Below are 18,190 nucleotides of genomic sequence, written 5' to 3'. Positions count from 1 at the left end.
GCATCGGGGGCTGAGTGTGTCCTCAGCCTAGAGGAAGGTAACGTGGTGTCCGTGCACGTACTCAGCGTCAGTTCCCTCAAGGGCGGTGTCGGAAAGACGACCGTGACCCTCGGCCTCGCTTCGGCGGCGTTCGCCCGCGGCGTCCGGACCCTCGTGGTCGATCTCGACCCGCAGTCCGACGTCTCCACCGGCATGGACATCCAGGTCGCCGGCCGGCTCAACATCGCCGACGTCCTGGCCAACCCCAAGGAGAAGGTGGTCCGCCAGGCCATCACATCCTCCGGCTGGGCGAAGGTGCACCCCGGGACGATCGACGTGCTCATCGGCAGCCCGTCGGCGATCAACTTCGACGGCCCGCACCCGAGCGTGCGCGACGTGTGGAAGCTCGAGGAGGCGCTGGCCGCCGTCGAGGCCGACTACGACCTCGTGCTGATCGACTGCGCCCCGTCGCTGAACGCGCTCACCCGCACCGCGTGGGCCGCGAGCGATCGCGTCATGGTGGTCACCGAGCCGGGGCTGTTCTCGGTCGCCGCCGCGGACCGCGCCCTGCGCGCGATCGAGGAGATCCGCCGCGGCCTCTCCCCCCGGCTGCAGCCGCTCGGCATCGTGGTCAACCGCGTGCGCCCGCAGTCCATCGAGCACCAGTTCCGCATCAAGGAGCTGCGCGACATGTTCGGCCCGCTCGTGCTCTCGCCGCAGCTGCCGGAGCGCACCTCGCTGCAGCAGGCGCAGGGCGCCGCGAAGCCGCTGCACATCTGGCCCGGCGACTCCGCGCAGGAACTCGCCGCCGACTTCGACACGCTGCTGGACAGGGTGATCCGCACCGGGCGCATCGCCCTGCCCGACGACACCCGCGTCTGAGCGGACTCGGCGGTTCGCAAGAGCCCCGATACGACGAGAGCCGGTCCCCGAGGGGGCCGGCTCTTTCCGTTGCTGTTCCCGTGCGGTCAGGCGGTGCGACGGGCGCGGCGCGCGGCCAGGTCGTCGGCCGGCTCGGCGACGAGCGCATCGAACTCGACCAGCGTCGCCTCGACCTCGTGGAAGACCTTGCCCACGGCGATGCCGAAGACGCCCTGGCCTCGGCTCAGGAGGTCGATGACCTCATCGTTCGAGGTGCACAGGTAGACGGAGGCGCCATCGCTCATGAGGGTGGTGCCAGCCAGATCGCGGATGCCGGCGGCCCGGAGCTGATCGACGGCGGTGCGGATCTGCTGCAGCGAGATGCCGGTGTTGAGCAGCTCCTTGACGAGTTTGAGCACGAGGATGTCGCGGAAGCCGTATAGGCGCTGGGATCCGGACCCGCTCGCGCCGCGGACGGTCGGGACCACCAGCTCGGTGCGCGCCCAGTAGTCCAGCTGTCGGTACGTGATACCGGCCGCACGGGCGGCCACGGCGCCGCGGTAGCCGACCTCGTCGTCCATCGCGGGAAGTCCGTCGGTGAAGAGGAGATCGTCTCCGAACGACGGTGCATCGCCCCGTTCCTCGGCGCTCATGGCATCCTCCTCATCCTGAAGGCACAGCATCCTTCAACCACAACCTGAAAGTCGATGACTCCACGCTAGAACAGCGTGGACCCCCCGACAACGACATCCGTCCCGACGAGGGGGTGTGTCGCAATCAGTTCGTTACGACAGCAGCCGGCCGATGCCGTCTTTGACCAGGAGCGAACGCACCTCGTCCAGGCGGGATGCCAGTTCGGGGGCCATCTCGCTGGCCCGCGCCCGCGACGGGGTGTCGGTGCGGCGCAGCAGCGCGGACAGCGCCGACTGGACCAGGGCGATGTCACGCTCGGCGCTCTGCCGCAGCGGCCTCAGGTGGCGCGGCCCGATGCCGTGGCCGTCCAGTGCCGCCAGCGCGCGCAGCAGCGACACCGCAGACTCGGGGTAGGTCTCGGCAGCCGGAAGCATGCCGCTCGACACCGCGTCGCCGAGGAGGGCGTGCGACGCACCCGCCGCGTGCACCAGCTCGTCGCGGCGGTACCGGCGCGGACCCTGCACGATCGACGCGGGCAGCTCCGGCGAGCCGCCGGACTCGTCGAGCGCGTCGAGGTGCTCGCGGATGACCTTGAGCGGCAGGTACTGGTCGCGCTGGAGCGTGAGCGCGATGCGGATCCGCTCCAGGTCGGCGGCGGAGAACTTGCGGTACCCCGACGCGGTGCGCACGGGGTTGACGATCCCCTTCTCCTCCAGGAACCGGAGCTTGGAGGCGCGCACGTCGGGGAACTCCGGCGTGAGACGTGCGAGCACCTGGCCGATGCTCAGCAACCCGGTGGGGGCAGAACGCTCGGCGGCCGACGCCGCCATCAGTCGTTCGCCTGCGCGAGATCCACGGGTGAGGCGAAGAAGTTCAGCCGGAACTTGCCGACGCGCACCTCGTAGCCGTTGCGCAGTTCGCTGCGATCGACCCGCTCGCCGTTCACGTACGTGCCGTTCAGCGAACGCTGATCGACGATCTCGAACGCGGTGCCGGTGCGGATGACCTCCGCATGCCGCCGGGAGACCGTGACGTCATCGAAGAAGATGTCCGCCTCAGGATGACGTCCGACCGTCGCCACCGCCGTGTCGAGCAGATAGCGGGCACCGGCGAGCGCGCCGGAACGGACCAGCAGCAGCGCGGAACCCGAGGGGAGCGCGGCGATCGCCGCCTGCTCGACCTCGGTCAGCTCGGCGCCGAACGGGACGAACGACAGGTCGGAGTCGTGCCCGAACGTCTGCGTGGTGTCGTGCAGGGGCTCACCGCCGCGGCGGACGGCGCCTTCGGGAACGTCGTTCTCAGTCACTGTTTCTCCCCCTCCTCTGGCGTTCCAGCCTATCGGAAGCGCGCGGCCCCCGGGAGCCGGATCCGGGGCTGTCTCACCTGCCCGAGCCCGCTCGCGCGGGCGATAGGCTGGGAGCATGCCACACTACGACGTCGTCATCCTCGGCGCTGGCCCCGGCGGCTACGTCGCCGCCGTCCGCAGCGCCCAGCTCGGCCTTTCCACCGCCATCATCGAGGAGAAGTACTGGGGCGGCATCTGCCTCAACGTGGGGTGCATCCCCTCGAAGTCGCTCCTGAAGAACGCGGAGATCGCGCACACGTTCAACCACAAGGCCGAGTTCTTCGGCATCTCGGGTGACGTGCACTTCGACTTCGGCGCCGCATTCGACCGCAGCCGCAAGGTCGCGGACACCCATGTCAAGGGCATCCACTTCCTGATGAAGAAGAACAAGGTCGTCGAGTACGACGGCCGCGGCACCTTCACGGGCCCGAAGGCGATCTCCGTGGCCAAGTCCGACGGCACGACCGAAGAGGTCACGTTCGACAACGCCATCATCGCGACCGGATCCACCGTCCGCCTGCTGCCGGGCGTGCAGCTGAGCGACAACGTCGTCACCTTCGAGGAACAGATCCTCAGCCGCGACCTGCCCGAGTCGATCGTCATCGTCGGCGCCGGCGCGATCGGCATGGAGTTCGGCTACGTGCTGACCAACTACGGCGTGAAGGTCACCATCATCGAGTTCCTCGACCGGGCGCTGCCCAACGAGGACGTCGAGGTCTCCAAGGAGATCCAGAAGCAGTACAAGAAGCTCGGCGTCGACATCCTCACCTCGACCGCGGTGAAGACCGTCACCGACAACGGCTCGTCCGTGCACGTCACCTACGAGACCCGCGACGGCCAGCCCGGCGAGATCACCGCCGGCAAGGTCCTCATGTCGGTCGGTTTCGCTCCGAACGTCGACGGCTACGGCCTGGAGAACACGGGCGTCAAGCTCACCGAGCGCGGCGCGATCGACATCGACGACCACATGCGCACCAACGTCGAGGGCATCTACGCGATCGGCGACGTCACCGCCAAGCTGCAGCTCGCGCACGTCGCCGAGGCGCAGGCCGTCGTCGCCGCCGAGACCATCGGCAAGGCCGAGACGATGACCCTGGGCGACTACCGCATGATGCCGCGCGCCACGTTCTGCCAGCCGCAGGTGGCCAGCTTCGGCCTCACCGAGGAGCAGGCCAGGGCCGAGGGTCGCGAGATCAAGGTCGCGAAGTTCCCGTTCAGCGCGAACGGCAAGGCGAACGGCCTGGGCGAGCCGGTCGGTTTCGTCAAGCTGATCGCGGACGCGGAGCACCTCGAGCTCATCGGCGGCCACCTGATCGGCCCCGACGTGTCCGAGCTCCTGCCCGAGCTGACCCTCGCGCAGAAGTGGGACCTCACGGCGCTCGAGGCCGCTCGCAACGTGCACACGCACCCGACGCTGTCGGAGGCGCTGCAGGAGGCGTTCCACGGCCTCGCGGGCCACATGATCAACCTCTGATCGGATCCGATCGGACAGAGGGCCGGTCACGCCATGGGCGTGGCCGGCCCTCTGTCGTCTCCGCTCGGTGTGGTCAGAGGCCGCGCATCGTCACCAGGCCGGCCGCCCACGGACGCAGCGGCGCGGAGCCCAGGGTCCGGATGAGCATCTCCCTCGTCCCGAGCGGAACGCCCTGCGCGGGGGCGCCCATCGACATGTAGAACGCGCTGCGCCGCTGGGCCGTGCGGGCGGATCGGGCCGCGCGACGTGCGTAGTCGGCGAGGTCAGCCCCGCCCTCGGTCAGCGCCGCGCGCAGCGCCGCGGCCAGCCGACCGGCGTTCACCCAGCCGAGGTTCATCCCCTGACCGCCGATCGGGCTGACCTCGTGCGCGGCGTCGCCCACCAGCGCGACGCGACCACGGACGAGCGTGCACGCCAGGTGCTGGGTCGCGACGAAACGGGTCGGCGGGGTGTGGTCGCCGATCTCCGGATCCTGCCCGATCCGCGTCGTGATCGCCGCACGCAACTCCGCCGCGGTGTGCACGCTGTCGGATCGCAGCACCCACCGCCGCATCCCGCCCGGCAGCGGGAACGACTCCACGAGCCCGCCGGGCTCGCAGTGCAGCCGCGCGCGGGCGTCTCCCGCGAGATCGGGCACGTCTGCCATCGCGTACGCGGCGCGCCCCGGGCGGCGCCGCCAGCCCAGGCCGAGCTCTCGGCGCAGGGCGCTGTGCACGCCGTCCGCGAGCACCACGAACGCTGCGGTGATCTCCTGGCGGCCGGCCGGCCGGTCGACCGCCAGCCGCACGAAGTCGCCCTCGTCCCGGACGGCACCGGCGGTGCAGCCGAAGCGCAGGGTCCCGGCGGACAGCGTTTCCAGCCGATCCCGCAGCAGGGCGTGGGTGCGCTGCTGCGGGAGCACGCGCACGCGGCGCGACTCGGGGAAGGTCAGGGCCGCCAGGATCCGACCGCGGCTGAGCACGTCGCCGCCTTCGAGTGTCAGGGCCTCGGCTCGGACCGCCTCGCCCACGCCTGCGCGGTCGAGCAGCTCCAGGCCGGGCGGATGGATCCCGATCGCCCGGCTGCGCAGGTCGTCGCCGCGGCGGCGTTCGCAGACCAACACGTCGGCGCCGTCCTGGGCGAGCAGGCAGGCCAGCAGCAGCCCGACAGGACCGGCGCCGACGATCACGACCTCATGATCGTGCAGCGTGGCCCTGACCAGCGGCCCGTCAGGATCGGACATCGCCCGGCTCACGGCGCAGTTCCAGCCGCGCGGGCAGCCCGCGCCGCACGATCCAGCCCGCCGGGGCGACGGCCGCGAGTTCGGCGGGCGTGTAGGACCGGCGGATGCTGGTCAGCCCATCGGCGCGGATGAAGGATCCCGCGAGCAGATTCCCGGCGAAGGGCCATGTCCCCGCCGCGAACAGGATGTACGCGGCACGACTGCGCGCGATGTCTCGATGCACCACGAGCCCTGCCCCACCGGCGAGGTACGCGGTGTCGGCGAGCATCTGCTGCAGCTCCGCCGGGTCCAGGTGGTGCAGCATGTGGTTGGACACCACGATGTCGTAGGACTCTCCGGCCCTGACCAGGTCGGCGACGAACGCGCACCGGTAGACCACCCCGGCATCATCGTCCTGCGCGGCCGCCCAGGCCGTGGCCCGCTCATCGGCATCCAACGCGATGATCTCGGCGGCGAGCCGGTCTCGGGCGAGCCGCGCCGCGAGCGCGCGGCAGAGGTCCCCGCCTCCCGCGCCGACGTCCAGGATCCGCACCCGCCCTGCCCTGGCCCGCGGCCGGATGTCGCGCCGATACAGCGCACCGACGCGGGACACCACGGCGTTCACCGCGCCGAAGCGCCGGTAGGTGCGTTCCAGTGTCTGCGGATCCGCCCGCGGGTCGTCCATCAGCTCGCGCAGGCCGACGGCGCGTGCGGACAGGTCAGCGCCCATCGCCCTCGGCGCCGACGACCGTCATCAGCGCGCTCTCCGCGGTCAGGCCGGGCCCGAAAGCCATCGCCGAGACGCGTTCGCCGTGATGCGCCCCCTCCTCCTCCAGGATCCGCCGCAGCACGAACAGGATCGTCGCACTGGACATGTTGCCGTGCGTCCGCAGCGTCTCCCTGGCGGGGTGCAGCTGCACGTCGCTGAGAGCGAGGCGGTCCTGGACACGGTCGAGGATGCTGCGTCCGCCCGGATGGATGGCCCAGTGCCGCACCTCCTCGCCGATCCTGCCGTCCTGGAACGACGCTTCCAGCTCCCCCGCGTACAGCGGACGCAGCGCATCGATGATCGTCTCTCCGATGATCTGCGGCACCGCGGTGGAGAGGATCATCTCGAAGCCGTGGTCCCCGATGGTCCACGCCATGTCCTTCTCCCCCTGCGGGGCGATCGCGGTGTGGAACCGGTCCAGGCGCAGCCCGGCGGCGGCGGACGGACGTGCCGTGACGATGCCGGCCGCCGCCCCGTCGGCGAACAGGGAGGAGGCGACGATCAGGTCCGGGTTCTCCGAGGAACGCAGGTGCAGGGTGCACAGCTCGACGCTGACCACCAGCACCACGGCGTCCGGATCCGCGGCGCAGAACTGGCTCGCCACCCGCAGCGCCGGCATCGAGGCGTAGCAGCCCATGAAGCCGAGGTGGTAGCGCTGCACCGATTCCGGAAGACCCAGCGCTCGCACGATCTCGTACTCCGGGCCCGGGGCATGGAAGCCCGTGCAGGAGACTGTGACCACGTGCGTGATGTCGGCGGCGGCGATCTCGGGGTCGGCGTCGAGGGCGGCGCGGGCGGCAGCGACGAACAACCGCGTCGCTTCGCGGACGTAGACGTCGTTGCGGGTTCCGGTGCCCGGCGAGAGCAGGTCGCCGGTGGTGCGGTCGAAGAAGACCGGATCCGCGTCCGTCTCGGCCAGCGTGAGCTCGCCGAGCACGGTGCGGCGGGTGTCGATGCCGGATCCGTCGAACGAGGCGGTGACGATGCGGCGGGCCAGCCGACTCAGGCCCGGTTGCGCGGCGAAGACGTCGCGCACCTCGCTCTGATGAAGGACCGTGTCCGGGACGACCGTCTGCAGGGACCTCAGCACCGCGGGGCTGCTCATGGTGCCACTCAAGCATGCTGTCCGCGTCGCGGGAAGGGTCTTGCGGATCCCGCTCGGACTCTGCGACACCGCCCGGATCGGGGGACGAAGGTCTCAGCGGATCCGGAGAACTGCCACGCTTCCGCTCAGAACCCGAGGGCGCGACCGAGCTTGGATCCGGAGGGCGACTTCCGGCCGCCAGCGGCGATGACCGCCTGCTCCACGGCCCGGAAGAAAGCCAGCCGGCCTTCTTCGTCTGCCGGAGCCGCGGGGCCCAGCTCCATCTCCCACTCGCGCCATTCCCGCTGACCGCCCCGACGCAGGTCGGTGCCGCGGACGCGATCGTCCACGAACTCGGCCACCACGCCGCCGCGACCGATGAGCAGGTAGGCGGTGCGGGCGTTCTCGATACGTGCGAGCGGGAGGATGGGATGCGTCGTCCACTGGGCGATGATCTCCGCGACCGCGGACGGCATCTCGTCCCCCTCGCCGAGCGGCCAGCCGAGCTCGACGCGGCCGTCGCCGCTGCGGGGACCCTTCACATGCCATCCCTCGTCCGGCCCTCCGGTGCGCCGCCGCAGGGCGACGCCGGCGCGGGCGAGGTCGCCCGCGGCCGTGTCGAAGTAGCGGGCGTCCAGAGCGCGGGCTTCGCCCTCCGTCACCATGTCCACACCGGGGACCGCATCCCACGACGGCAGCGGAGTGCTGTCGTCGACGTCGTACTTGCGCTCGACCTCGACGGTGCGGGACGGCTCAGACATCCGAGGGATTGAGGTCGTCCTGGGATCCCTGGTACCAGTACTGGTACTCGGTCGGGCCGTCGTGCTCGCCGGTGTGCGTCGGCTCGCCGCGCCGGTTGTAGACGAGCAGCGTCTCGCTGTAGGGGACGGCGATCTCGTCGTCCGCCGATCCGAGAGGGATGATCTGCCCGTCCAGCGGGCCGCCGTGAAGCCGTGCGAGTGCCATGTGCTCACCCTAATCCCCGGCCACCCGTCGGATGCGATCCTCGTGCGGCGTTGTTCACGCGGGGGTCGCGAGAGGTTCTCATGCCACGGCCACACCGAGTGCTCCGCCCACGATCATCCACGGCCCGAACGCGATGTGCGTCGAGCCGGTCGCCCGGCGGAGCACGATGAGCCCGAGCGCGTGCACGGCGCCCAGCACGAAGGCCGCCGTCGCGCCGATGAGGAGCGCCTGCCACCCGTGCCAGCCCAGGACCACCCCGATGAGTGCGGCGAGTTTCACGTCTCCGCCGCCCATGCCCTCACGGCTCAGCATCCGCAGCAGCGCATAGAAGCCGCCGAGGATCAGCATCCCCCACAGCGCGCCGAGCAGTCGCGCGCCCGCGTCCGCGAACACCGCTCCGGCGAGCGCGAGCAGGAGGGCGCCCGCGAGCGTCGGCAGCACGATCCGGTCGGGGAGCCGGTGCGTCGCGATGTCGATGGCGATCAGCCAGACCCCGATCCCGAGCAGCACGAGATGCGCCAGCACGACGACGACAGCGGTGGGATCCACACCCCGACGGTAGAAGATCGGCGCGATGCCCGTGAGCGGGCTGTGGACAACTCCGCCCAGAACGTCGGCGCGACTCCGGTCAGGCAGAGCGGAGCAGGATCCGCCCGTCCTCGACCTTCGCCTCCCAGCGCGGCTGCGGCACGCTCGCGGGGCCTCGCTGCACCGAGCCGTCTTCGATGCGGAACCTGCTGCCGTGCCACGGGCAGGTGATGCAGCCGTCCGCCCCGAGCTTGCCCTCGTCGAGTGGGCCGCCCTCGTGACTGCAGACGGCGGAGATCGCGTGCAGATCGCTGTTCACACGGATGAGCAGCACCGGAACGCCGCCCACCAGCACCCGTGACCGGGCGCCCTCGGCGAGATCGGCGTCGGCGCCCACGTCGGTCCAGCGCCGCACCGAGCCTTGGAACGCCGTATGGTTCACACCGGCGCCGCGGACGAAGGAGAGATGCCCGCCCAGGTACGACGATCCCAGGGTGAGGCCGAGCCCGAACAGGCTGAGCGCCGCACCCGCGCCGTGGTGGCCGCGCCGGCGCACGAGCCAGGACGTGATCTGCAGCACGGAGGCCGTCGCGTTCGCGGCGGCATGGATCAGCCCGACCCGTTTCGCGGGGCCGTGCAGGGCCGACCAGTCGGAGGCGCCCGCCGCCGCCGTCGGCGCGGAGGCGAGGATGCCGAGGCCGACGAGGCGGCGGGACGCCGCCGGGTCCGCCCCGGTGAGATCGAGCACCGTGGCCGCACCCCATGCTCCGATCGGCAGATCCGTGAGCATCGGATGGACCTGATGGCCCAGCCAGGATCCGGAGAGCGCGTTCTTCACAGGCGTGGAGCGGGTGGCCGCGTCGACCCAGCCGCTCAGTTTCTCCGCCGCGGGATCGAGTCCCTTGGTCTTCCCGATCGTCCGGATCAGGGACTGCATCGCCGCTGTCACTCGCATGGGATCTCTCCTCGGCATCGTGTCGTCGAAGCCTCCTGTCTACCTTCGCGCTGAGCGAGGGTCAACGGCTTGACAGGCGGGCTGTGCTGCGCAAACTGATAGCCTCGCCGCGATGGATCCGATCGCCCGTTCCCTGTCGTACGCCGATGTGCATCGCCTGCTGACGGGGATGTACGACGACTATCTGCGCGGCGACTCCGCGGCGATCGACGCCGTGCTGGCGGAGGATGTGACGATCTTCGACTCCGCCTCCGAACCCCTGGTGACGGGGCTCGAGGAACTCGCCGTCCTTCGTCGGAAGCGCGTCTCCGCGCCGGCCGATGCATCGTCATCGACGTGGACGGAGACGGCGCTGACGATCGAGGATCTCTCCGTGCGTGAGGTCGGCGACGTCGTCATCGCGACCTGGTGGCTGCGGGTGGACGGCGCAGACACCCGCGGTGTCGCAGTCTCCCCCGAGCTTTCCCGCAACACCGCCGTGCTGCAGCGCCGGCCGGACGGCTCGCTGCGCATCGCGCATCTGCACGAGGACGTGCGCCAGGACGCTCACCCCGTCGTCTGACGACGCGGATCGCCGTCTGCCTCACTGCGGACGGATCCGTCCCGACCCCTCTCCCGCTCTCGGCATCCATGTCGGATGTACGAGTTATCGTCGTCTCTGCTGTTGCAGTATTAGAAGAGATCTTCGAGAATGGAGTCATGGGGATGACGCTCGCTTCCATGATCGCCCCCGACGCCGACACCCGCGCCGAGGATGTGCTGAGACTGCGCCGCGAGATCACCCGCATGCAGCGCCGCCGGAGCGACCTGCCGCTGATCCCGGTGCCCCCTCCCCTCGAGCCGATCCTCCCCGAAGGAGGCCTGCAGGTCGGCACGACGTATGCACTCTCTCCCTCCCCTGGGCTCATCGGGGCGCTGCTCGCCGGTGCCTCGCGCACCGGCGCGTGGTGCGCGGCCGTCGGCATGCCCACTCTGGGCGTGGAGGCACTGGCCGGGCATGGCGTGGATCTGGACCGCCTCCTCCTCGTCCCCGCCCCTGGGCCGCGCTGGCTCTCCGTCGTCTCAGCACTGAGCGAGGTGATCCCGCTCATCGCGATCCGCCCCTCCTCCGCGGTGCGGGATGCGGAGCTGAGCCGGCTGAGCGCACGCCTCCGCGATCGCGGCTGCACGCTGCTGGTCGTCTCCGGGGCCGCCGGCGCCCCCCTCGCCTGGCCGCAGAGCGAGGGTTCCCTCCGTGTGCACGATCCGCACTGGCGAGGGCTCGGATCCGGCTGGGGCGCCCTGGAGGAGTGCGAGGTGACGGTCACCGCGCGCACCCGGCGCTCCCCTGCGCCGCAGAGCGTGCGGGTGCGCCTGCCGGGGATGCACGGCAGGGTCGAGGCCGTCGCGCCCACGGCGCCCCGCCTCATCCCGCTCCCGTCCATGCACGTCGCCCCGCGTCCGCTCGCCGACGCACCCGCGCTCCTGGCGGTGGCGGGATGAGCAGCGCGCCACGGGAGCCGGTCCGGGTGATCGTGCTGTGGTTCCCGGACTGGCCGCTGCGCGCGGCCCTGGGCGCCGAGGCGGGTGAGCCCGCGGCGATCCTGCATGCGAACAGGGTGATCGCCTGCAGCGCGGCGGCACGCGCGCAGGGCGTGCGGCTCGGGCAGCGCCGCAGGGAGGCCCAGGGACTGCTGCCGAGCCTGCGCATCCTGCCCGCGGATCCGGCCAGGGACGAACGGGCGTTCCTGCCCGTCCTGCGCCTGATCGAGGAGCAGGCCCCCGGGGCGCAGCTGCTCCGGCCGGGGCTCGCGCTGCTCCGGGCCCGCGGTGTCGCGCGCTTCCACGGCGGGGAGGGAGAGGCGGCGCATGCCCTGCACGCACGGCTCGCCGAGGCGGGGCACCCCGAGGTGCGGATCGGGATCGCGGACGGGCCGTTCACCGCCGAGCTCGCGGCGCGCGGCGCGGATCCGGTGCTCGTGGTCGATGCAGGCGCCTCCGCCGCCTTCCTCGCCCCGCTGCCCGTGCAGGCCCTGCAGGATCCGGAGGTGACCGCGCTGCTGCTCCGCCTCGGCGTGCGCACCCTCGGCGAACTCACCGCCCTCGGTGCGGAACGGCTGCGCGCCCGCTTCGGCGAGCACGGAGCGCGTCTGCACGCCCTGGCGGCAGGCGCGGACTCCCGCCCCGTCGTACCGCGCCCGCCGGATCCGGAGCTCGTGTCGGAGGTCGAGTTCGAGTCGCCCCTGGGACAGTCCGATCAGATCGCGTTCGCCGTCCGGCAGAGTGCCGACGCCGTCATCCTCGCCCTCGCGAGGGCCTCGCTGGTGTGCACCGAGGTGCGCATCGACCTCACGGACGACGACGAGCAGGTGACGTCGCGCACCTGGCTGCACCCCACCTGCTTCGAGGCCTCCGACCTGGTCGACCGGGTGCGCTGGCAGCTGGAGTCGCTGGCAGCCGAGACCACCGCCACCGGCGACGATGACGAGGCGCACCGGTTCCGCGGCATCGTGCGGGTGCGCATCGCCCCCGTCGCCGTCGACGACGCCGCGCACCATCAGCCGGGCCTGTTCGGATCCGGCACCGACGAGCGGCTGCACCACGCGGTCTCCCGGGTGCAGACCCTGCTCGGGCATGAGGGCGTGGTCACCGCCGTCGTGGCCGGCGGGCGCCTCGTCGCCGACCGGCAGCAGCTGACGCCCTGGGGCGAGCGAGTGGTGCCGTCCCGGCCCGCAGACCAGCCCTGGCCCGGGCAGCTGCCGGATCCGCTGCCTGCCGAGGTGTTCGTCCCCCCGCGGCCGATCGCGGTGACCACCGCCGATGGCAGCGCGGTCGACATCGACGGTCGCGGGCTGCTCACCGCCGAGCCGGCGGCCATCGACGCGTGCGCAGTGCTCTCCTGGGCGGGGCCCTGGCCGGTGCGGGATCGGCGCGGGGATCCGGCGGGCTCGTTCCGCGGCGAGCGCCTGCAGCTCGTCGACGAACAGGAGCGGGCCTGGCTGGTGCTTCATCAGGGCGACCAGTGGTGGGCCGAAGGAAGGTATCACTGATGGGCTTCCACAACCCCGACATGTCGTGGGCCGCGCTGGAGCGCACCCTCAGCGGCAGAGCCCCCCGCGACGGAGCCCGCGACGGCGAAGCCACGGACGGCGACGGGCGACTGCATCAGCAGATCGCGATCGACGCACCCTCCCGCATGCACAAGCGCCCGCCCATCCGACTGAACGGGATCGAGCGTCCGAAGAACGCCGTCCCCTACGCCGAGCTGCACGCGCACTCCTCGTACTCCTTCCTCGACGGCGCCTCCTCCCCCGAGGACCTCATCGCCGAGGCGCAGCGGCTCGGCCTCACGGCCCTCGCGATCACCGACCACGACGGTTTCTACGGCGCCGCGAGCTTCGCCGAGGCCGCCGAATCCCTGGCGCAAGCGGAGAAGAACGCGAGAACGGAGGCCCCGGAGGACGCCGAGCCTCCCGGACCGCCGTTGCAGACCGTGTTCGGTGCGGAGCTGTCGCTCCCCGGCCCCGACGCGCACGGTCGCGGCGCGCCCGGACCACGCGGGAGCGCAGGTCTGCGACCTCCCCCGGAGCGCCGAGGCCTCCCGGATCCGCTCGGCGAGCACCTGCTCGTACTGGCCCGTGGCGAGGAGGGCTACCACCGCCTCTCCGCCGCGATCACCGAGGCGCAGCTGCGCGGGGGCGAGAAGGGGCGGCCGTTCTACGAGATCGAGTCGCTGGCGAACCGCGCCGAGGGGCATTGGACGATCCTCACCGGCTGCCGCAAGGGCGGCGTCCGCAGCGCCCTGGAGCGGGAGGGGCCGGAGGGTGCGGAGCGGGCCCTGCTCACCCTCGTCGATCTGTTCGGCACGGACCGGGTCGCCGTCGAGCTCATCGATCACGGCGATCCGCTCGACAGCCGGCGCAACGATGCCCTCGCCGCCCTCGCGCTCCGGTACGGCCTGCCCATGGTCGCGACGAACAATGTGCACTACGCCGCGCCGGAACGCGCCCAGCTCGCCGAGGCGATCGCCGCCGTGCGCGCCACCCGCAGCATGCGGGAGCTCGAGGGCTGGCTGCCCGCGCATGGCACCGCGCACCTGCGTTCGGGGGCGGAGATGACGGCGCGCTTCGCCCGCTATCCCGGGGCGATCGCAGCGGGCCTCGAGATCGCCGAGGCCTGTGCCTTCCCGCTGCGCCGCGCCAAGCCTGCGCTGCCCACGATGAGCGTTCCCCCGGGCGAGACCCCGATGAGCCATCTGCGGGCGCTGGTGTGGGCGGCGGCGCCATCGGCCTATCCCGCGGGCACCCCGAAAGAGCTCACCGCCGAGGGACGGAGCCGCATCGAACGAGAACTGAACGTGATCGAGGAGAAGGACTTCCCCGGCTACTTCCTCATCGTGCACAGGATCGTGGCCGAGGCGAAGCGCCGCGGGATCCTCTGCCAGGGCCGCGGATCGGCCGCGGCGAGCGTGGTCTGCTATCTGCTCGGCATCACCGCCGTGGATCCGATCCTGTACGGGCTGCCCTTCGAGCGCTTCCTCGCCACGACCCGCACCGAGGAGCCCGACATCGACGTCGACTTCGACTCGGGGCGGCGCGAGGAGATCATCCAGTGGGTGTACGAGGAGTACGGCCGGGAGAACGCGGCGCAGGTCGCGAACGTGATCCAGTACCGCCCGAAGAACGCGGTGCGCGACATGGCCAGGGCGTTGGGGCATTCCCCGGGGCAGCAGGACGCCTGGTCGCGCCAGGTGGAGCGCTGGGGGCTGGATCTGAGCCCCGTCCCCGACCACGACATCCCCGAGCAAGTGGTCGCCTATGCCGATGAGCTGCTGCGCGCACCCCGGCACCTGGGGATCCACTCCGGCGGCATGGTGCTCACCCGGCGCCCGGTCGGCGAGGTCGTTCCCGTCGAGCACGCCCGCATGGAGAAGCGCACCGTCATCCAATGGGACAAGGACGCGGCGGCCTGGATGGGCCTGGTGAAGTTCGACCTGCTCGGGCTCGGGATGCTCTCCGCGCTGCGGCACTGCTTCGACCTGGTCCGCGACGCCACCGGCGAGGAGTGGACGCTGGACTCCCTGCCGAAGGAGGAGCCGGCGGTCTACGACATGCTCTGCCGCGCCGACACGATCGGGGTGTTCCAGGTCGAGTCCCGCGCGCAGATGGGGTTGCTCCCCCGATTGCAGCCGCGGGAGTTCTACGAGCTCGCGATCCAGATCGCGCTCATCCGCCCCGGCCCCATCCAGGGCGGGGCGGTGCACCCGTTCGTTCGTCGCAAGCTCGGCCAGGAGACCGTCACCTATGCGCATCCGAAGCTGGAGCCGGTGCTGAGTCGCACGCTCGGCATCCCGGTGTTCCAGGAGCAGCTCATCCAGATGGCGACCACGCTCGGCGACTGCACCGCCGACGAGGCCGACACCCTGCGCCGCGCGATGGGATCCAAGCGGGGCCTGGAGAAGATCGACAGCATCAGGGAGAGCCTGTATACGGGCATGCGCCGGCACGGACTGGACGAGGAGACCTCGGACCGCATCTACGCGCAGATCCAGGCGTTCTCCGATTTCGGCTTCGCAGAATCGCACTCGCTCTCGTTCGCGCTGCTCGTGTACGCCAGCTCCTGGCTCAAGCTGCACTACCCCGCCGCGTTCCTCGCGGGCCTGCTGCGCTCTCAGCCCATGGGGTTCTACTCCGCAGCGACCCTCACCGGCGACGCCCGGCGGCACGGGGTCGAGGTGCGCCGCCCCGACATCGGGCTGTCCGGTGCGACGGAGACCCTGGAGACGGTGGATCCGGCGGCGACCGGGCTCACCGGCCTGGATGCCTGCACGCATCAGCTCCCCGCACGGCCTCCCGGAGTGAAGGCCGCGCCGTTCGACCCGAAGGCCCCCGACGAGACCCTGGCGCACCGCAGGGACGGCCGCTTCGCCGTGCGTCTGGGGCTTGCCGGCGTCACCGGGATCGGCGAGAAGACGGCAGAGCGGATCGTTGCCGCTCGCGTGTCCCGCGGTCCGTACCGGGACCTGAACGATCTCGTGCGCCGCACCGACCTCACCGCCTCCCAGGTGGAGGCCCTCGCCACCGCCGGGGCCTTCGACTCCCTCGGGCTGCAGCGCAGGGAGGCGATCTGGCTGGCCGGCTCCGCGGCGGAGGATCGCGCCCGGTATCTGCCCGACACGGTGGTCGCCGTGCAGCCGCCCCTGTTCGGCGATCAGACCAGCTACGAGATCCTCACCGCCGACCTCTGGGCGACCGGGGTGTCCACCGATGACCACCCGCTCGCGCACTTCCGCCCGCAGCTCGACGCGCGCGGCGTGCTGACCTCCTCCGCGCTGCGCACGCACGAGAACGGCCGGCGGGTCGAGACGGCGGGCCTCGTGACCCACCGGCAGCGCCCGTCCACGGCGGGCGGCGTGACCTTCCTCAACCTCGAGGACGAGCACGGCCTGGTGAACGTCATCTGCACCCAGGGTGTGTGGTTGCGCTACCGCCGGATCGCCCGGGAGTCACCGGCGCTGATCGTGCGCGGCGTCCTGGAACGTTCCCCCGAGGGCGTCACCAACCTGCTGGCCGACGCGTTCGAACAGCTCGCGGTGGGTGTGACGCACCACTCCCGGGACTTCCAATGAGCGAGTATCCAGCCCCGGAGCTCCCGAACGGGACGGCGGCGGAGTGCCCGCACTCACCAGAAGCGGGGCGTCTCCTCCTGCGGCGGGCGGTCGGTGCCGCCCCAGACGGCCGCCTGGGCCTTCGCGGCCGCGGCCGCCTGCGAGGCGCCTTCGAGCGCGATCGCGGATCCGCGGAGATCGACCGCACCGCCGGGGACCGCATCGAGCACGAGCTCCGTGACCACGCCCTCCTCCGTCGCCAGCACCGTGCACGCCTCCACCCGGCCGCGCCAGGGCAGCGCCCCGAGCTCGGGCAGGACGGAACCGGGCACGCGGTAGGCGACACCGCTGGTCAGGTCGCGGATCCGCACAGCACGGGACTCCTCATCCACCGCCACGATGCGCCCGACGGCGAGCGGCGCGGACAGCGGGAGGATCAGGGTCACGGCCATGGCTCCACCTTCGTTCAGAACGGCCGCAGGGGCAAGCGTCTCCGCGCCGACCGGACGCCCTCAGCCTTGCGGTGCCGGCGCCTGCGCGCTCGCCGAGACGAGACTGTCGTAGTGCCGGTCGACATAGAGCAGCGGTGCACCGAAGGTGCCCTCGACGACGTCGAGCACGTCGAGCAGCACCAGCGCCGAGGGCCCGACCGGGTGCGTCTCACGAATCGTTCCGCGCACCGCGACCCTGGCCGATGGCAGAAACGGCTCGCCCGTGGGCAGCGTCCTGAATCCCTGCTCCGGAGTGAAGCGCGGCTGGCCCGAGCGGGCGAACGCGTCGGCGATGGGCTCCTGCCCGGCGACGAGGAAGTGCACGAGCACGCTGGGCGCGGAGAGGATCCCGCCCGCGCTTCCGGTCGCACGTGTGACGGAGAAGACGAGAACGGCGGGGTCGGCGCTCACCGAGGCGACGCTCGACAGCGTGAGGCCCACGGGACCGTCCGGGGCGATTCCCGTCACCAGCGCGACCCCGGCGGGGTGATGCCGGAACGCTCCCTTGAACTTCTCGGTGACGTCCTCTTCCAGACCGGGGGTGCTCATCGTGCTTCTCTCTGTCGTTGCCGTGGGCACAGCGTTCGCGCCCACCCTCAACGGTATGCCTGTTCTCGGGCGCCGGATGCGATCCCGTCTCACTCCGTCATCGCGATGTCCGCGCTTCATGCTGAAATCACCCCATGGCAACCGGGACCAAGGTCGATCTCACCAAACGCCTGGACGGCTATCGCGCGCGCGTCGGCGAGTTCCGCCTCATCGATCTGCCGCCGAACCGCTATCTCGCGATCGACGGCCATGGGGATCCGAACACGGCTCCCGCCTATGCCGAGGCGCTCGAGGCGCTGTATCCGGTCGCGTACGCGCTCAAGTTCGCCAGCAAGCGCGAGCTCGACCAGGATTACGTCGTCCCGCCGCTGGAGGGGCTGTGGTGGGCGGACGAGATGGACGCATTCACGACGGCCCGCGACAAGTCGCGCTGGGACTGGACGATGCTGATCCTCATCCCCGAATGGATCGAGGACGCTCTCGTGGAGGCTGTGATCGCTGATGTCCGCACGAAGAAGGCACCGGTGCGGCTCGACGACCTGCGAATACTCCCGTTGTCGGAAGGCCTCTGCCTGCAGACTCTGCACATCGGATCCTTCGATGACGAGGCGCCGCTCCTCGCACGGATGCATGACGAGGTGATCCCGGAGCAGGGCCTGCGCTTGGCGGGCCTGCATCACGAGGTCTACCTGAGCGACGCCCGCCGGGTGGCTCCCGAGAAGCGCCGCACGATCCTTCGCCAGCCCGTGACGCCCGCCTGATCACGCGC

The 18,190-nt window shown here is 71.3% G+C and carries 19 protein-coding genes; 7 read left to right on the top strand and 12 right to left on the bottom strand.

Going from position 1 to position 18,190, the window contains the following annotated elements:
* The first annotated feature begins 51 nt into the window (after positions 1-51).
* Positions 52-861 carry a ParA family protein gene (locus tag ACTJI8_RS00230; protein ID WP_045252454.1) on the top strand — a complete coding sequence of 270 codons (810 nt, stop codon included), beginning with the start codon at positions 52-54 and terminating at the stop codon, positions 859-861.
* 86 nt (positions 862-947) lie between these two features.
* Here ACTJI8_RS00230 and ACTJI8_RS00225 read toward each other — a convergent pair whose 3' ends face one another.
* The 3 genes from ACTJI8_RS00225 to ACTJI8_RS00215 form a co-directional block, all read right to left on the bottom strand.
* Positions 948-1,493, bottom strand: coding sequence for a MerR family transcriptional regulator (locus tag ACTJI8_RS00225; RefSeq protein ID WP_440731419.1), 546 nt, complete (start codon positions 1,491-1,493; stop codon positions 948-950).
* Between the two features lie 132 nt (positions 1,494-1,625).
* Complete coding sequence (gene ftsR, locus ACTJI8_RS00220) at positions 1,626-2,303, bottom strand: transcriptional regulator FtsR (protein ID WP_440731418.1); 678 nt, start codon at positions 2,301-2,303, stop codon at positions 1,626-1,628.
* The gene (locus ACTJI8_RS00215; RefSeq protein ID WP_440731417.1) at positions 2,303-2,779 is read right to left on the bottom strand and encodes an FHA domain-containing protein; all 477 of its coding nucleotides are present in this window, start codon (positions 2,777-2,779) and stop codon (positions 2,303-2,305) included. The genes ftsR and ACTJI8_RS00215 overlap by 1 nt, the downstream gene beginning before the upstream one ends.
* A 115-nt stretch (positions 2,780-2,894) precedes the next feature.
* Between ACTJI8_RS00215 and lpdA the strand changes: the two genes are divergently transcribed.
* The gene (gene lpdA, locus ACTJI8_RS00210; protein WP_440731416.1) at positions 2,895-4,292 is read left to right on the top strand and encodes a dihydrolipoyl dehydrogenase; all 1,398 of its coding nucleotides are present in this window, start codon (positions 2,895-2,897) and stop codon (positions 4,290-4,292) included.
* Between the two features lie 73 nt (positions 4,293-4,365).
* Here the strand turns inward: lpdA and ACTJI8_RS00205 are convergent, their stop codons facing one another.
* The 7 genes from ACTJI8_RS00205 to ACTJI8_RS00175 all read right to left on the bottom strand — a co-directional run bounded on the left by ACTJI8_RS00205 (position 4,366) and on the right by ACTJI8_RS00175 (position 9,795).
* Positions 4,366-5,514 carry an FAD-dependent oxidoreductase gene (locus ACTJI8_RS00205; protein ID WP_440731415.1) on the bottom strand — a complete coding sequence of 383 codons (1,149 nt, stop codon included), beginning with the start codon at positions 5,512-5,514 and terminating at the stop codon, positions 4,366-4,368.
* Positions 5,501-6,223, bottom strand: a complete 723-nt coding sequence (locus ACTJI8_RS00200) for a methyltransferase domain-containing protein (RefSeq protein WP_440731414.1) — start codon at positions 6,221-6,223, stop codon at positions 5,501-5,503. Before ACTJI8_RS00200 ends, ACTJI8_RS00205 begins: the two co-directional genes overlap by 14 nt.
* Positions 6,213-7,367, bottom strand: a complete 1,155-nt coding sequence (locus ACTJI8_RS00195) for a type III polyketide synthase (RefSeq protein WP_440731413.1) — start codon at positions 7,365-7,367, stop codon at positions 6,213-6,215. The genes ACTJI8_RS00200 and ACTJI8_RS00195 overlap by 11 nt, the downstream gene beginning before the upstream one ends.
* A gap of 125 nt (positions 7,368-7,492) precedes the next feature.
* A complete protein-coding gene (locus ACTJI8_RS00190; protein ID WP_440731412.1) occupies positions 7,493-8,107 on the bottom strand; it encodes a CYTH domain-containing protein in 615 nt (204 codons plus the stop codon).
* Complete coding sequence (locus ACTJI8_RS00185; RefSeq protein WP_440731411.1) at positions 8,100-8,312, bottom strand: response regulator; 213 nt, start codon at positions 8,310-8,312, stop codon at positions 8,100-8,102. Before ACTJI8_RS00185 ends, ACTJI8_RS00190 begins: the two co-directional genes overlap by 8 nt.
* 78 nt (positions 8,313-8,390) lie before the next feature.
* Positions 8,391-8,861 (bottom strand): prepilin peptidase, encoded by a 471-nt coding sequence (locus ACTJI8_RS00180; protein WP_440731410.1) that lies wholly within the window; start codon positions 8,859-8,861, stop codon positions 8,391-8,393.
* Between the two features lie 79 nt (positions 8,862-8,940).
* Positions 8,941-9,795 (bottom strand): Rieske 2Fe-2S domain-containing protein, encoded by an 855-nt coding sequence (locus tag ACTJI8_RS00175; protein WP_440731409.1) that lies wholly within the window; start codon positions 9,793-9,795, stop codon positions 8,941-8,943.
* A 112-nt stretch (positions 9,796-9,907) separates the two neighbouring features.
* Here ACTJI8_RS00175 and ACTJI8_RS00170 point away from each other — a divergent pair, with 112 nt between their 5' ends.
* The 4 genes from ACTJI8_RS00170 to ACTJI8_RS00155 all read left to right on the top strand — a co-directional run bounded on the left by ACTJI8_RS00170 (position 9,908) and on the right by ACTJI8_RS00155 (position 16,402).
* Positions 9,908-10,357 (top strand): YybH family protein, encoded by a 450-nt coding sequence (locus ACTJI8_RS00170; protein WP_440731408.1) that lies wholly within the window; start codon positions 9,908-9,910, stop codon positions 10,355-10,357.
* Between the two features lie 143 nt (positions 10,358-10,500).
* Positions 10,501-11,277: a hypothetical protein gene (locus ACTJI8_RS00165; RefSeq protein ID WP_440731407.1), complete on the top strand. Its 777-nt coding sequence runs from the start codon at positions 10,501-10,503 to the stop codon at positions 11,275-11,277.
* Positions 11,274-12,824, top strand: a complete 1,551-nt coding sequence (locus ACTJI8_RS00160) for a DNA polymerase Y family protein (protein ID WP_440731406.1) — start codon at positions 11,274-11,276, stop codon at positions 12,822-12,824. The genes ACTJI8_RS00165 and ACTJI8_RS00160 overlap by 4 nt, the downstream gene beginning before the upstream one ends.
* Complete coding sequence (locus ACTJI8_RS00155) at positions 12,824-16,402, top strand: error-prone DNA polymerase (RefSeq protein ID WP_440731405.1); 3,579 nt, start codon at positions 12,824-12,826, stop codon at positions 16,400-16,402. Before ACTJI8_RS00160 ends, ACTJI8_RS00155 begins: the two co-directional genes overlap by 1 nt.
* Before the next feature lie 53 nt (positions 16,403-16,455).
* Here the strand turns inward: ACTJI8_RS00155 and ACTJI8_RS00150 are convergent, their stop codons facing one another.
* Both ACTJI8_RS00150 and ACTJI8_RS00145 read right to left on the bottom strand, forming a co-directional pair.
* Positions 16,456-16,833 carry a hypothetical protein gene (locus ACTJI8_RS00150; protein ID WP_440731404.1) on the bottom strand — a complete coding sequence of 126 codons (378 nt, stop codon included), beginning with the start codon at positions 16,831-16,833 and terminating at the stop codon, positions 16,456-16,458.
* A gap of 60 nt (positions 16,834-16,893) precedes the next feature.
* Positions 16,894-17,421: a flavin reductase family protein gene (locus ACTJI8_RS00145; RefSeq protein ID WP_440731403.1), complete on the bottom strand. Its 528-nt coding sequence runs from the start codon at positions 17,419-17,421 to the stop codon at positions 16,894-16,896.
* Positions 17,422-17,555: 134 nt separating this feature from the next.
* Here ACTJI8_RS00145 and ACTJI8_RS00140 point away from each other — a divergent pair, with 134 nt between their 5' ends.
* A complete protein-coding gene (locus ACTJI8_RS00140; protein WP_440731402.1) occupies positions 17,556-18,182 on the top strand; it encodes a GyrI-like domain-containing protein in 627 nt (208 codons plus the stop codon).
* Positions 18,183-18,190 lie beyond the last annotated feature (8 nt).

Origin of the sequence: Microbacterium sp. 22303, assembly GCF_052045265.1 — a bacterium.
GTDB lineage: Bacteria > Actinomycetota > Actinomycetes > Actinomycetales > Microbacteriaceae > Microbacterium.
The sequence above is the reverse complement of the archived record's forward strand: the minus strand, read 5'-3'. Positions and strand labels throughout refer to the sequence as shown.